Below are 13,420 nucleotides of genomic sequence, written 5' to 3' on the forward strand. Positions count from 1 at the left end.
ACCGCGTCCTGCCAGGCCCGCCGGCGGATGTTCCGCTCCTCCGGGCTCATCCGCGGGGTGAACTGCCGCCCTTCGGCCATCGTGGCGCTCACCGCCTCTTCCCCGGCCCATACGCCGTGTGCGATGCCCGCGCACCAGGCGGCGCCGCGCGCGGTGACGTACTCGGCCTGTGCGGCCCGCACCACGGGGATCTGGAGCAGGTCGGCCTGCGACTGGAGCAGCGCGTCCGAGCGGCTGAGGCCGCCGTCCGCCAGCACAGCGGTCGGGCTGGTCGTGGCGTTGCGCGCCATCGTCTCGATGATGTCGACGACGGTGTGGGCGGTGCCGTCGACGGTCGCGCGCACCACGTCCGCGGCGGTCGTGCCCCGGTTGAAGCCGATCATCATGCCGCGCGCCGTGGCGTCCCAGTGCGGAGCGGCGAAGCCCGCCAGTGCCGGGATGCTGATGAGCCCGGAGTCCGCCCGGCCCTCGGCGTACACCGAGTCGATCCGGTCGGCCGCGGGCAGGACCCCCAGCTGGTGGACCATCCAGTCGACCGCGCTGCCGGTGACGAAGGACCCTCCTTCGAGCATGTACGCACGGGAGCCCGCGGTGGTCCACGCGACGCGGCAGTCGAGGCCGTCCCCGGCGTCCATGGGGTCGTGCCCGATGTGGAAGTTGATGAAGCTGCCGGTGCCGTGGGTGCACTTCACCGTGCCCGCCTGGAACGCGCCGTGGCCGTACAGCGCGGCCTGCTGGTCGCCGAGGACACCGGTGATCGGGATCCGCGCTCCGACGAGCCCGGGGCGGGTCGTGCCGTAGTCGGCGTCTTCGGACAGCACCCGGGGGAGTGCGGCGGCCGGGATGCCGAGTTCGTCGAGGAGCGCCTGCCACCACCGGCCCGTACCCAGGTCGAGGAGGCCCGTCGAGCCCGCGCACGAGGTGGAGGTCGCGAAGACGCCGCCGTCGGTTCCGCCGGTCAGGTTCCAGATGATCCAGCTCTCCGGGGTCCCGGCGCGCAGTCGGCCCTGCTCGGCGAGGTCGCGCAGGGCGGGGTCCCCGGTGAGCAGTGCGTCGAGGTGGAGGCCGAGGTGCGCGGCTCCGAGGACCAGGCCCGTGGTCGCCTTCGCCAGCCCCGCCCACTCGGCGGAGAGCTGGGCCGCGCGGGCGGCCGCGCGGGTGTCCTGCCAGTTGACGACCGGGGCGACGGGCTGCCCGGTCTCCGCGTCCCAGAGCACCGTGGTGGTGCGCTGGACCGCGATGGCCAGCGCGGCGATGTCGAGGCCGCCGTCCTGGGCGGTGGCGACCACCTCGCCGATCACGGACCGGGAAGCCGACCACAGCTCCGCCGCGTCCTGCTCGACGCGCCCGTCGGCGTGCGTCGTGATCATGAGGGGGAGCGCGCTGCTCGCGACGACCTGGGACCGGTCGTCGAACAGTACGGCCCGGGTGCTCGTGGTGCCCTCGTCGAGCACGAGGACGTGGCGTGTGCCCATGTTCTCCTCCACCGCGTCGTGGTACCGGCCTGCGGTGCTGCGCCGCCGGTTCCTCGCCATGATCGGAGCGTGGTGCCGGGATGCAAGGACATTGCCACGCCGTGACAACGAGGACCCGTTCGCGGGCCCGGATTGACGCCGGGTGTCAACGCCTTTGACGGTCGGCACCGGCGGCGGGCGAAGGTGGTGAAGCGGTCGGCGGCCCAGGCGCCGCCCCGAGCGATCGACGACGTATGTGACGACGTATGTAGGGAGCAGCAATGACCACCGGTGCCATCGCCACGGTCCCGCAGGAGGCGCTGGACGACCTGCGCGCCACTGTCGACGGGGCCATTCTGGTCTCCGCCCCCGCGGAGCTTCGCGCCATGTCCGCGGACGCATCGGTTCGCAGCAGGAAGGCCGAGGCGGGCGACGCCCCGCTCGCGACCGCCGCGCTGGTCGTCCGGCCCACCACCACCGACCAGGTGTCGCGGGTGATGCGCTGGGCGACCTCGCACGGCATTCCCGTGACGCCTCGCGGCCTGGGATCGGGGACGGTCGGCGCGGGCATCCCGGTGCGCGGGGGCGTCGTCCTCGACATGGCGCACTTCGACACAGTCGGCGAGGTCGACGTGACCAACCGGACGGTCACCGTCGGTGCCGGTGTCCGGCTGTCCGAGCTGGACGAGGCGATCAAGGACTCGGGCCTGACCATCGGCCACTACCCGCAGTCGTACTACCTCGCCTCCGTGGGCGGGTGCCTCACGATGCGGGGATCGGGCACGTTCTCGTCGCTGTACGGGAACATCGAGGACCGCACCGGAGACCTTGAGGTCGTGCTTCCCGGCGGCGAGGTCGTGCAGACCCGTTCGCAGCCGCGCGCCTCGCTCGGGCCCGACCTCAAGCAGCTGTTCATCGGGTCCGAGGGCATGTTCGGCGTGATCACGCACGTCACCCTCAAGCTGGTTCCCCAGCCCGCGGAGCGCCGGTTCAACTCGGCCCGCTTCGCCACCTTCGAGCAGGCGCTGGAAGCCGTGCGCCGTTCCCTGATCGACGGCGTCCGCCCCGCGGTGGTACGCATCTACGATCCCGTCGAGGCATCCGCCAAGCACGCCAAGTTCGCCGGCACACCCGGCTGGCTGACCATCCTCGCGTTCGACGGCGCCCCCGACCTCGTCGCGGCCCAGGAGAAGATCACCCTCGGGCACGTGGAGGAGCACGGTGGCGAGGTCCTCGGGCCGGAGCCCGGCGTGAACTGGGAGCAGCGCCGCTTCGACTACTCCTGGTCGACCGACGCCGTCGGCAGGACGGGCGGTGTCGCCGAGGCGATCGAGGTCACCGCCACCTGGTCGGAGCTCCCGGGCCTCTACGAGCGCCTCAAGCAGGCCGCGGCGCCGCACATGGACGAGTTCATGGCGCACGTCAGCCATGTCTACGACCAGGGCGCAGCGCTGTACGCCATCGTCCGCGGCGAGTTCGCCTCGGACGAGGAGGCGATGACCGCGTACGACGCCGTGTGGGCGTCCGTGATCGAGGAGAGCCTGCGCTCCGGTGCGATCATCGGCCACCACCACGGGGTGGGCCTGGAGCGCGCCCCGTGGATGCGGGAGGCGCTTGGGCCCGGTCTCGATCTCATGCGCACCCTGCAGAAGTCCCTCGACCCGGCCGGGATCATGAACCCGGGCAAGGCGGGTCTCTGACCGGCCGACCGGCCCCGGCGTGCTGCCCAGCGGGGGGAGTGGGCCGGTGGGGGTGTGCTCTTGACGTGGACACGATGGCGCTCTAGATTCCTCGTCTATCGCGCCATGTTATCGATAACCTGATCAGTGGACGTCCCGCCGGGAAGGCGGTCGTGCGCTGCCGGCGAACGCGGAGGGGCGGTGCCGACGGCGCGCAGAATTCTCCCCGGCCGCGTACCACGAACGGCGCGAGCGCGACACCGCGAAGGCTCCACACCTCACCCGTGCGCTGCGATCGGAGTCAGCCATGCCCGGAATCAACCGCCGTTCCTTCCTCGGCCGTTCGGCCGGGGTCGGGGCGGCAGCGGTCGCCACCCCCTTCTTCACGGCGGGACAGGCTGCGGCGGCGCCCGGCCGGCCGCCTCGCCTGGACGCGCTGACCAGCGCCTGGCTGCCCCGGCGGGAGGTCGCGCACTGGCCCGCGGTCAGCAACTTCTGGGGCGCGGTGGGGACAGGCGGCAACGTGCTGGCCATCCGCAACTTCACGCTCGCGCCCTACCTCGACGACGGTGGTGACTCCTGTGTGCTGAGCATCGACGGTGTGCCGGTCCCCACCGGCGCCGTCCGATGGTCGGCGTACGAGATCACGCGCAAAGGGGCCACCGCATCCGGCGTGGAGGTCCGCACGGCCACCCGGCCGGCCTTCGAAAGCAACACGCTGCTCCTGCGCATCACGGTGGCCAACCCCACGGAGGCGGCCGCGGAGGTGACGGTCGACGCCAACGCGCGCATCGCCCGTGGAGCGATGCCGGCCACGTGGGCCTGGGACCCCCCGCGGCCGGGCGGCGACCACACCTTCACCACCCACCAGGTCCGCGGCGACCTGCTGATATCCGACAGCCACTCATCCGCGGTGACGGTGTTCGCCTTCGCCCCGGGGCCGGCGCTCACCGTGGGACCGGACGGCGGCAGTGCTCGCTGGTCCGTAGCGGCGGGGCGGTCGGTGACGATCGACATCGCCATGGAGGTGGGTCGGACCTCGACGGGCAGCCCGCTCGCCGACCTCGCCGACGCCGGGGACACGCTGGCCGCGGGAAGGGCCGCGATCCGCGGGTTCGAGGCGGTCTTCCGCACCGCGGCGGAGAAGTGGCGGAGCCGCTGGCGCGAGGCGTTCACCCCCGGCAACCGGCACTACTCGGGATTCCTGCCGGTCCTGCGTACGGACGACGCCGACATCGCCCGCCTGTACTACATGGCGATCCTCTCGGTGCTCGTATGCGAGCGCACCAACCTCTCGCCCGCCTTCTCGGACGTTCTGGGCCGTCCCGCCGAGGGCTTCGAAGGACTCGACCGCGTCTACGTCACCGGATCGCCGGAGTGGGCCGCCACGGTCACCTACTTCTGGGACACCTCCTACTGCTCGGTCATCCTGGCCATGCTCGACCCGCAGATGATGAAGGCGAAGACCGCCTACTGGATCTCCAAGGACATCTACGCCGGCTACGCGATCGACTGGGTGTCCGGCCGGACGGTCGGTCCCTGGTACAGCGCCAACGACCTCAGTGTCTTCACCACGACGCTCAACTACGTCCACCACAGCGGGGACCTGGCCTTCCTCGGCACCGAGGTCCCCGGGACGGGCAGGACCGTTCAGGAGCACCTGAGATCCATCGCCACACACTGGGAGAGCCTGGTGCCGCAGGGCCAGTCGCTGGCCGACTACGGCGAGAACCACAACCTCCTGGAGGTCCTGCCCAAGTACACGCACCAAGTGGCGTCGTTCAACGCCGGCAACGTCTGGATGATGGAGCAGGCCGCGGAGCTGTGCCGCCGTACGGGAGACGAGGCGGCAGCCGAGGACCTCACCGGCAAGGCGGACCACCTGCGGCAGGAGGTCCTCGCACTGTACGACCCCGGGAACGGCGGGGTCTGGAACTGCAGGGACAACGACGGCGCCACCGCCGCGGTGCGCACGGTCCTCGACTTCGCCATCGCGGGACGGCTGCTCGCGCCGGCGCTCTCCGAAGCGCAGAAGGCCGAGATGAAGCACTTCGCCACCACCGAACTGCTCGTGGGGGACTGGATGCGGGCCTTGTCCCTGTCCGACTCCCAGGCGCCCGTCAGCCGTACCGACCACGGCACCACCGGTGCCTACGACTCCTGGCCCGCGCTCACCGCCCAGACCTTCGCGCGGTTCGGCGACTACCCGGCGCTCCTGGCGCAGCTGAGGAGCTTCGCAGGGGTGACCGGCCAGGGCCCGTTCAGCCAGTCCCACCAGTTTCTCCGGCTCGCGGGCGTATCCGTCGCCGACAGGCCGGCGCTGAACCCCACCGGGGCCATGACGGTCTCCGCGTGGATCAACCCGTCCCAGTGGCCCACCGAGGTCTGGCAGGGCAGCATCCTCGCCAAGGACTCATGGGGCAGCCGCGACAGCGGTTACGCGCTTCGCGGTGGTGCCGGCGGCCAGATCTCCTTCGTCGTCGCCCTCGACGGCCGCTTCACCGAAGTGCGGACGTCGGACATGGTCCCCGCCGAGGGATGGCATCACGTGGCGGGTGTCTACGACGGGGAACAGCTGCAGATCTACGTCGACGGCGCGGCGCGGGCCGCCCGACCGGTCACGGGTACGCCGACACCGTCCTCCGGAACCCACCTGGTCACGGGGAACTGCCCGAGCGACCCAAGCCGCCGTTTCACCGGCAGCCTCGACGAGGCCCGTGTGTACGCCCGGGCTCTCCCGGCCGCGGAGATCCACACCCTCTACGCCGCCACCACCTCCTCGACCGGCGCCGACGACACCTCGCTGGTGCTCCGCCTGCCCTTCGACGAAGGACACGGCACCACGACGACCGAAGCCGTGACGGATCAGGAGTGCGCCGTCGAAGGCGCGACGTGGGCCGCGGGCAGGGAGGGCCTGGGCGCGGCGCTGGCCTTCTCCGAACAGGCCGCCTCCCCTCATGCGGTCATCGCCTCACCGGGCGGCCTCCAGTGCTTCAACAACCTCGCCGGCGGCGCCTTCGCCGACGTGATCATCACCGACCTCTTCGGCTGCACCCCCGACGGAACCACCGCCGGACTGCGCGACGCCGCGGTCCCCAGAGGGATCACGGCGACCCTGTCCGGAGTCGTCCTCGACGGCAGACGCCATACGATCACCAGCGGACCGGAGGGGCTGTCACTGACCTGAGGGGGCGGGAATGCCTCGGACCCGAAGACCCGCGCGGCTCCGACGGCGGGCCCGCTCCGGCATTCTCTCCCGGAGCGGGCCCGCCGCAGTACGCCGGGCCGTGAATTCCCGGCGCTCTCCGGTGTATCAGTACGGCCCGTACACGTTGTCGATCGACCCGTACCGGTCGGCGGCGTAGTTGCACGCGGCGGTGATGTTTGCCACCGGGTCGAAGCTGTCGGTGGAGGTGCCCGGCACGTGGTAAGCCTCGAAGGTGGGAGCGATCACCTGGAGCAGGCCCTTGGAAGGGGTTCCCGCCGCGGCATTGGAGTCCCAGTTGTTGATGGCCTGCGGGTCGCCCGCGGACTCACGCATGATGTTGCGGTAAATACCGTCGTAGGTCCCGGCGATGCCGTGCTCGGCCATGATGTCGAGCGACTCCCTGATCCAGCCGTCGAGGTTGTCGGGGTAGCTCGTGAGGGACGCGGTGGCGGTCTTCGTGTCCGAGTCGGATTCCGCCGAGTCGCCCGTGGCGGCCTTCGCGCCGAGCGCGAGTTCAAGGCCCGGGAGGATGAAGTGCGGGTCGCCGCCGACGGCTTCGCGGTTGTCTTCGTACAACTTCTGCCAGCCGCCGGGCACGTCTTGCCGGTCGGCGATCTTCGCCAGGGAATCTCCCGCGACCACGGCATACGTGCTCGCTTCGGCCTTGGCGGTCCCCGCGGCGGCGACCTCGGCGCGTACGCCGGTCTGGTGGGCGGACTGCGGCGCCGATCCGGCCGCGGAGGCCGCGGACGCGCCCATCAGCGGGACGGCGATCGCGACGCCGCTGACACCGGCGAAAGTGACGCCATGGCGGATCAGTCCCGACTTGGGACGGCGATGCTTACCTTTTGCAGGCATGGGTGTTTCTCCTCCTGCGCCTGCGAGGTGAGCTGTCGGGTTCGGGCAGGAGCTGCCCGGCCGCACCAAGGTGCGACTTCACCCCAAGCCGTTCCGGAATCCCGGACCGGCGCCTTACCTATGGGTCCCCCGCTCCTGCCGTGGGTGGTTAGGGAACGGTTCCGGGTGGCGGCAGGATTCGGCGTCCATCCGGCTGGCGCAGACTTAAGCATGACTTTCCGGTGCGGACAAGTCGCGGAACTCGTCTGATCAATGCGAGACCGGCCCGGAGCCGAGTCGAGTGCCGCCGTGGAAAGCGAAGGGGAACGCAACTCGCGTTCGGAATAAGGAAACTGTGAATTCCACGGCCGGTGCGCCGCGGCCGAACGTGATTCGTATCACCGGACGCAGGGGGTCCGATCGGCCGGAAGTACATGACGGGGCGATCGGGGGTGAATCCATCAAATGGTGCGTAGTGGTGCCGGGGGATATCCGACAAGTCAGCTGATTATTGGTCATGCGGCAGCCGGGTGTTCGCGCGGATCGTCGATCTCGTCAGCGTCCGTCGTCGCGCAGGTCTCCGGAGGCGGCGGCTGCCACCGTGCGGCGCGTCCTGGAGCACTCCCGTCACCTCGGAGGTCATTCTGTGAGGAGTTCCACGACTCCCTCCCCGCCCGCCTCCCCGCGTCTCGGGTGCGGTCGCGCGGGGGCCGGGAGCAGCCCGCTGTGCAGATAGGCCAGCACGGCCAGCACCCGCCGGTGGTCGGCGAGATCGGGCTTCAGCTCCAGCTTGGCGAAGATGTTCCGCACGTGTGTCTCCACCGTCTTGTCGGAGACGCCCAGACGCTGGGTGATCGCCTCGTTGGAGCGCCCCTCGGCCATCAGCGCCAGCACCTGCTGCTCCCGCCGTGTCAACTGCCGTACCACCCCCGCCGGGCCCCGCCGCCCCGGCGTCGCGTCGTAGAGGTCGTCGTCCCGGCCCGCCATGGCGTTCTCGGCGGGGCCGAGCCGGCTCAGCGCGGGGGCGAGGGGATAGACCAGCACCGGGGGCAGGCCGGGATCCCGCAGGCAGATGGGGCGCCCCCGGCAGAACATCGAAGGCACGACCAGCAGGCCGCGCCCGTCCAGATGCACATCCCGGTCGTACCTGCCGTACGGCACGGTGAGCGTCCGCCCCTGCCACCGCATCGCCGGAAGCAGGGTGCCCAGCAGCCGGCCCAGGCCGTACTCGACCAGCATATGCGCCCGAGCGGCCCGGTCGAAGGCGGCCTGGTGGCACAGCTCCCGCCAGAACGGCGCGATGGCACGGCTGTGGTAGTCCTGTAACGCGTGCCCGAGCCGCTCAAGTGACGTACTGCGGCCTTCCGCCAGGGAACGCAACCAGGGGGTGGGTGCCGCTCGGCCATCAGCACCGCAGTGTCCCCGCGGAGCCGGTGCCGCAGCGTGGACAGTACGGCCTCCAACCCCGCCTCGAACCCCTCGTCACCCACACCGGCGGGAGTGAGGAAGTCCGTTGGATCGGTGCCGCCCCGGGCACGCGCGTTGATGGTGAGGTCTCAGTAGAACCGGCCCTCATCGCTGACGAACACCACGTCCCCCTGGGCCGGGCAGGTCGCGCAGCGGGCCCGCCGGGCGGGGACGACCGTCCCGAACACGGCGAAGCTCTCGGCGCACGCGGGGCAGGCGGCGCGTACGTTGCCACCGGCGTCAAGGCTGCCGCGGAGCGTGGCGCGGCCGGCGCGCAGCAGCCGGCCGTCGTGCCGTGCCAGGTCGCCGCAGACGTCATCCGGGCCCGGCAGCTCCGCCAGCGGGGTGCGGGTCAGCGGACGCCGGACGGCCCGGATCACCTCGCCGGGACGGTGCCGGTCCAGCCCGACGACCAGCGGCACCCCCAGCGCGTGACCGACGTCGACGATGTCCAACTCCTCGCCGAGCGCGTGGCGAAGGCCGTCGGCCAGGAGGTAGAGCGTGGCGAGCACGGTGGGCCTGCCGTTCGCCAGCGCGCCGATGACGAGGTAGGTCACCCGTCCGTACTCGGCGAGGGCCGGGGTCCGCACGGTGAGCGCCGGGAGGCCGGAGAGAGCGAGCAGCCGTTCCACCACCACCCGGTAGAAGTCCAGGGTCTCGACGGCACGGTCGGGCCGGACGCGCTGGGTGAGCTGGACGGCCGGCCAGATGAGCCGGTCCCGGAACAGCGGCGGCGTCCGCCCGTCGAACCGGCGCAGCAACCAGCCCACTGCGATGTACGGCACGTCCGTGCCGGCCGTCCGCATCCGCTCCAGCGTGGTCACCAGGTTGTCCGGCCGCAGCAGCGACTCGTGGTGGATCCCGAGGTCGGCGGCGACCTCGTAGACGTTGGCGTAGCCGCCGAGGACCTCCCGGTACGCGGGCCCGTCGGCAAGGAAGCCGTGCTCCAGCACGGTGCACGTCGAGCCCCACCGGACGGACCTGTTCGCGGGCTGCATCGCCGACAACCTCGCGCTCGGCGGTGTCGCGTGCGACCCCGCCCCCGCCGCCGATGCCGCGGGCGCGCGCGAGTTCATCGACGCCCAGCCCGCCGGACTCGACGAGCACGTGCGCGACCGGGGGTTGAGCCTCTCCGGCGGGCAGCGCCAACGCCTCGCGCTGGCCCGAGCCCTGCGCACCGACCCCGAGATGCTCGTACTGGTGGAGCCGACCACCGCCGTGGACTCGATAACCGAAAACGTCATCGCCGACGGCATCCGGCGACTCCGCCACCGCGACGCCCGCAAGCCGCGCACCACCGTGGTGATCACCGCCAGCCCTGTGGTCGTGCACGGCCACCTCGATGCTGTCCGGGTGCGCGGTCAGCTGAAGGGTGCAGGCGCCGCCGCCGTGGCGCAGGGCGTTGGTGACGAGCTCCGAGACGACCAGGACCACCGTCTCGGCGGCCTCGGCCGGCATCGCCGGCTGGAGCCCGCCGAGGAAGTCCCGGGCGCGTGTGCGTGGCCCGGCGACGGACGTCGCGCAGCGGAGGGTCGGCCCACAAGCCGGGGCGCTCCAGCCTTCCGTCACTGGCCGAGGTCGATCACCTCACTGCCGGGCACACGAAAATCTATGTCGGCTGGAGTAGACATTGGACGGTGGTGTGGGTATGGTTTCTCTCGTAACCAGAGATCAGCAAGGTCTGGCAGAGACGAACTGCCGGCCAGCAGTACCCGCAGTTGCAGTGCGCAGGACGGTGCGGTGGTGGAGTTCCGAAGCCAGGTCGTGTCAGGGCGGCGACGGAACTGACGACCGCACCGGGGGGCCCGCAGTGATCAAGGGCCGCCGTGAGCAGTACCGCAGTTCGGAAAATGCAGTTCGCATCACCAGCAGTAGGCAAGTGACAGATCCCAGAGGGAAGAAACGGAGGAGCCAGGCACCATCAGGATCGCCCGGGCGCACGTCTGAGCCCGGGTACCGCAGGACATCGATAGTGAGGTGGTCTCCGGTCAAGCAACCGCGATCCCCGCGCCCCGACAGCGTCCTGATCGGGTCCGCGCACAGAAGGCCGACGCCGTGTCAGGGTCGGCAGATGGTGTAACAGTTCCTTCGGGGCCCTGGTGCCAGACGGCACCAGGGCCCCTCGATGCACGCCACCCGCGTACTCCACCCAGACGTATTTCACCAAGAGGTGCGATGACAGCAGATGATTCGTTCGGCCGCCTCGATGACGACGACTACCCGGCTTACACCATGGGCCGGGCCGCCGAGCTTCTCGGCACAACCCCGGGCTTCCTCCGCGCCCTCGGCGAACATCGCCTGATCACCCCCTTGCGCTCCGGAGGCGGCCACCGCCGCTACTCCCGCTACCAACTGCGCATCGCCGCCCGCGCCCGCGAACTCGTTGACCAGGGGACCCCCATCGAAGCCGCCTGCCGCATCGTGATCTTGGAAGACCAGCTCGAAGAAGCCCAGCGCATCAACGACGAATACCGCCGCGCCGACGGAGCATCACCCTCCCCACCCGCGGTCTGAGACCGCCGGCCCCCCACCCGCCGTAGCTCGCCCTGGTCGAGGACGACTTCCAGCCGGATCAGTCTGCGCTGTCGCGGGCGGCCGTGGGGTGGACGATTCTTGGTCATCGGCGCGCAGCACCGGCCCGGGGTAGCATCCGCCGCACGGGTGGGGGAGCCCGGCGATCCCCGAGAGGGAGGGAGGGGAACCGGAGATGACGGAGTCCGCGGCGGAGGACCGGGAGCCGAATGTCCGTCTGCGCGATCTGGAGTCGCTGCTCGACGCCATCACCGATTACGCCATCGTCAGGTACGACGCCGAGGGGCGGGTGGCAGGCTGGAGCCGCGGGGCGCGGATGCTGCACGGCTACGGCGACGACGAGGTGCTGGGCCGCCCGGCCGCCGTGCTCTACCCCGCCGACGACCGGGCCGCGGGCCGGCCGGAGCAGGCACTGGAGGCCGCCCGGGAGAGCGGGCGGTACGAGTCCGGGGGCTGGCGGGAGCGCAAGAACGGCGAGCGGTACCGGGTGCGTTCGGTCCTCACCGCGATCCGGGACGCGAACGGCGACGTGTTCGGCTTCGCCGAGGTCGTCACGGACGCGAGCGAGCAGCGGCGTACCGACGCCCTCTTCCACGGACTGCTCGAATCCGCGCCGGACGCGATGGTCATCATCGGGCCCGACGGGCGGATCAGGCTCGCCAACCGCCAGACCGACCTGCTCTTCGGCCACGACCGCGAGGAGCTGATCGGCCGGGAGATCGAGGTCCTGGTCCCGCCGCGGTTCCGCAACCAGCACTACGCGCACCGCTCCGGCTATCTCGCCGACCCCCGGATGCGCCCGATGGGCGTGGGCCTGGAGTTGTACGGGCTGCGCCGGGACGGCAGCGAATTCCCCGTCGAGATCAGCCTCAGCCCGCTGGAGACCGACGAGGGAGTCCTCGTCTCGGCGGCGATCCGGGACGTCACCGAGCGCCGCGAGACCGAGCAGCGCCTGATGCGGCAGCGCGACGAGATCCTGGAGCTGTCCACTCCCGTGATCCAGGTGTGGGACAGGGTGCTCGCGCTGCCGCTGATCGGCACCCTGGACACCGGCCGGGCGGCCCGGCTCACCGAAGGGCTGCTGCAGCGGATCGCCGAGACCCAGGCCGAGGTGGCGATCCTCGACATCAGCGGCGTGCCGACCATCGACACCCAGGTCGCGCAGCACCTGCTGCGGACCGTGCAGGCGGCCGCGCTGATGGGTACGGAGAGCATCATGAGCGGCGTGCGGCCGGAGACCGCCCAGTCCATGGTCCACCTGGGCATCGACATGGGACGGCTGCGCTCCCGCAACACGCTGCGCGACGCGCTGCAACTGGCGCTGGCCATCCTCGAAGAGCGCGACGGCAGCGCGCCGCCGGCCGCGGACTCCCTGCGGGACGCCCTGTGACGGGCGAGGCCGGGCCGGTCATGCAGATCGGCGACACGCTGCTGGTCTCGCTGCAGGGCGATCTGGACGACATCACGGTCGTCCGGATCGAGGAGCACCTGACGCGCGAGGTCGCCCGCACGGGAGCGGGCGGCATGCTGATCGACGTCAGCGGACTGAGCGTGGTCGACACGTTCATCGCCCGGGTGCTCGCCCGGATGGTGGCCATGGTGCGGCTGCTGGGTGCGGAGGTGGCGGTCGTCGGCATCCAGCCGGCCGTGGCCATCACCCTGGTGGAACTGGGCGTTCCCATGGGTGACCTCGACACCGCCCTCAACGCGGAGAAGGGTCTGGCACTGCTGGCCCGGCTGCGCCGCGACGGCCGCCGCCGTGCGTACTGAGCCGGGACCGGTCGCGGCCGGCACGGACGACATCGTGATCTCCGACCAGACGGACCTGATACGTGTACGCAAGGCCCTGCGCGCACAGGCGCGGAGCGCCGGCCTCGGCCTGGTGGATGAGACCAAACTGATCACCGCCGGCAGCGAGCTGGCCCGCAACATCCTCAAGTACGCCACCGGCTCCCGCGGCCGGCTGCGCGCCGAACAGGTCACAGCAGACAGCCGACGGGGCGTCAGAGCGACGTTCACCGACGAGGGCCCCGGCATCGGGGACGTCGACGCCGCGCTCACCGACGGGTTCAGCACCAGCGGCGGCCTGGGCCTCGGACTGCCCGGCGCGCAGCGGCTGGTGGACGACCTGACGGTCACCTCGGCACCCGGCTCCGGTACCACGGTGGTGATCGAGAAGTGGCGGCGCTGACCGGAGCCGCACACCGCCGCTTCCCCCTCGGCGCCGAGGAGGACGTCGGCGC

The 13,420-nt window shown here is 71.2% G+C and carries 10 protein-coding genes, 2 pseudogenes and 1 riboswitch; of the genes and pseudogenes, 7 read left to right on the plus strand and 5 right to left on the minus strand.

The features are described from left to right. A partial coding sequence (locus tag H5J30_RS06275; RefSeq protein WP_258563139.1) for an FGGY family carbohydrate kinase occupies positions 1 to 1,535 on the minus strand: 1,535 nt, incomplete at its 3' end. 200 nt (positions 1,536 to 1,735) lie between these two features. Here H5J30_RS06275 and H5J30_RS06280 point away from each other — a divergent pair. Beyond that, complete coding sequence (locus H5J30_RS06280) at positions 1,736 to 3,154, plus strand: FAD-binding oxidoreductase (protein ID WP_181786163.1); 1,419 nt, start codon at positions 1,736 to 1,738, stop codon at positions 3,152 to 3,154. A gap of 286 nt (positions 3,155 to 3,440) precedes the next feature. Next, on the plus strand, positions 3,441 to 6,320 hold the full coding sequence (locus H5J30_RS06285) for a LamG-like jellyroll fold domain-containing protein (RefSeq protein ID WP_181786164.1): 2,880 nt from the start codon (positions 3,441 to 3,443) through the stop codon (positions 6,318 to 6,320). 126 nt (positions 6,321 to 6,446) lie between these two features. Here the strand turns inward: H5J30_RS06285 and H5J30_RS06290 are convergent, their stop codons facing one another. The 3 genes from H5J30_RS06290 to H5J30_RS06300 all read right to left on the minus strand — a co-directional run bounded on the left by H5J30_RS06290 (position 6,447) and on the right by H5J30_RS06300 (position 9,598). After that, on the minus strand, positions 6,447 to 7,199 hold the full coding sequence (locus H5J30_RS06290) for a transglycosylase SLT domain-containing protein (protein WP_181786165.1): 753 nt from the start codon (positions 7,197 to 7,199) through the stop codon (positions 6,447 to 6,449). Positions 7,200 to 7,202: 3 nt separating this feature from the next. Next, positions 7,203 to 7,356, minus strand: a riboswitch (cyclic di-AMP (ydaO/yuaA leader). A 461-nt stretch (positions 7,357 to 7,817) separates the two neighbouring features. Beyond that, a complete protein-coding gene (locus tag H5J30_RS06295) occupies positions 7,818 to 8,558 on the minus strand; it encodes a helix-turn-helix transcriptional regulator (RefSeq protein ID WP_258563140.1) in 741 nt (246 codons plus the stop codon). Positions 8,559 to 8,734: 176 nt separating this feature from the next. Next, positions 8,735 to 9,598, minus strand: a complete 864-nt coding sequence (locus H5J30_RS06300; protein ID WP_258563141.1) for a hypothetical protein — start codon at positions 9,596 to 9,598, stop codon at positions 8,735 to 8,737. Between the two features lies 1 nt (position 9,599). Between H5J30_RS06300 and H5J30_RS37660 the strand changes: the two are divergent. Next, positions 9,600 to 9,848 (plus strand): annotated as a pseudogene (locus tag H5J30_RS37660) (ATP-binding cassette domain-containing protein); the annotation flags it as partial. A gap of 120 nt (positions 9,849 to 9,968) precedes the next feature. Here the strand turns inward: H5J30_RS37660 and H5J30_RS36480 are convergent. Continuing rightward, positions 9,969 to 10,214: pseudogene (locus H5J30_RS36480) on the minus strand (ATP-binding protein); the annotation flags it as partial. Between the two features lie 606 nt (positions 10,215 to 10,820). Here H5J30_RS36480 and H5J30_RS06310 point away from each other — a divergent pair. From H5J30_RS06310 to H5J30_RS06325, 4 genes are all read left to right on the plus strand, one after another. Further along, complete coding sequence (locus H5J30_RS06310) at positions 10,821 to 11,159, plus strand: MerR family transcriptional regulator (RefSeq protein ID WP_181786167.1); 339 nt, start codon at positions 10,821 to 10,823, stop codon at positions 11,157 to 11,159. Positions 11,160 to 11,352: 193 nt separating this feature from the next. Further along, positions 11,353 to 12,567, plus strand: coding sequence for a PAS domain S-box protein (locus tag H5J30_RS06315; RefSeq protein WP_181786168.1), 1,215 nt, complete (start codon positions 11,353 to 11,355; stop codon positions 12,565 to 12,567). Continuing rightward, the gene (locus tag H5J30_RS06320; protein ID WP_181786169.1) at positions 12,564 to 12,947 is read left to right on the plus strand and encodes an STAS domain-containing protein; all 384 of its coding nucleotides are present in this window, start codon (positions 12,564 to 12,566) and stop codon (positions 12,945 to 12,947) included. The genes H5J30_RS06315 and H5J30_RS06320 overlap by 4 nt, the downstream gene beginning before the upstream one ends. After that, complete coding sequence (locus H5J30_RS06325) at positions 12,937 to 13,368, plus strand: ATP-binding protein (protein ID WP_374100947.1); 432 nt, start codon at positions 12,937 to 12,939, stop codon at positions 13,366 to 13,368. The genes H5J30_RS06320 and H5J30_RS06325 overlap by 11 nt, the downstream gene beginning before the upstream one ends. Positions 13,369 to 13,420: the final 52 nt, after the last annotated feature.

Origin of the sequence: Streptomyces phytophilus, from assembly GCF_013870535.1 — a bacterium.
In the GTDB taxonomy this organism is placed as follows: Bacteria; Actinomycetota; Actinomycetes; order Streptomycetales; family Streptomycetaceae; genus Streptomyces; species Streptomyces phytophilus.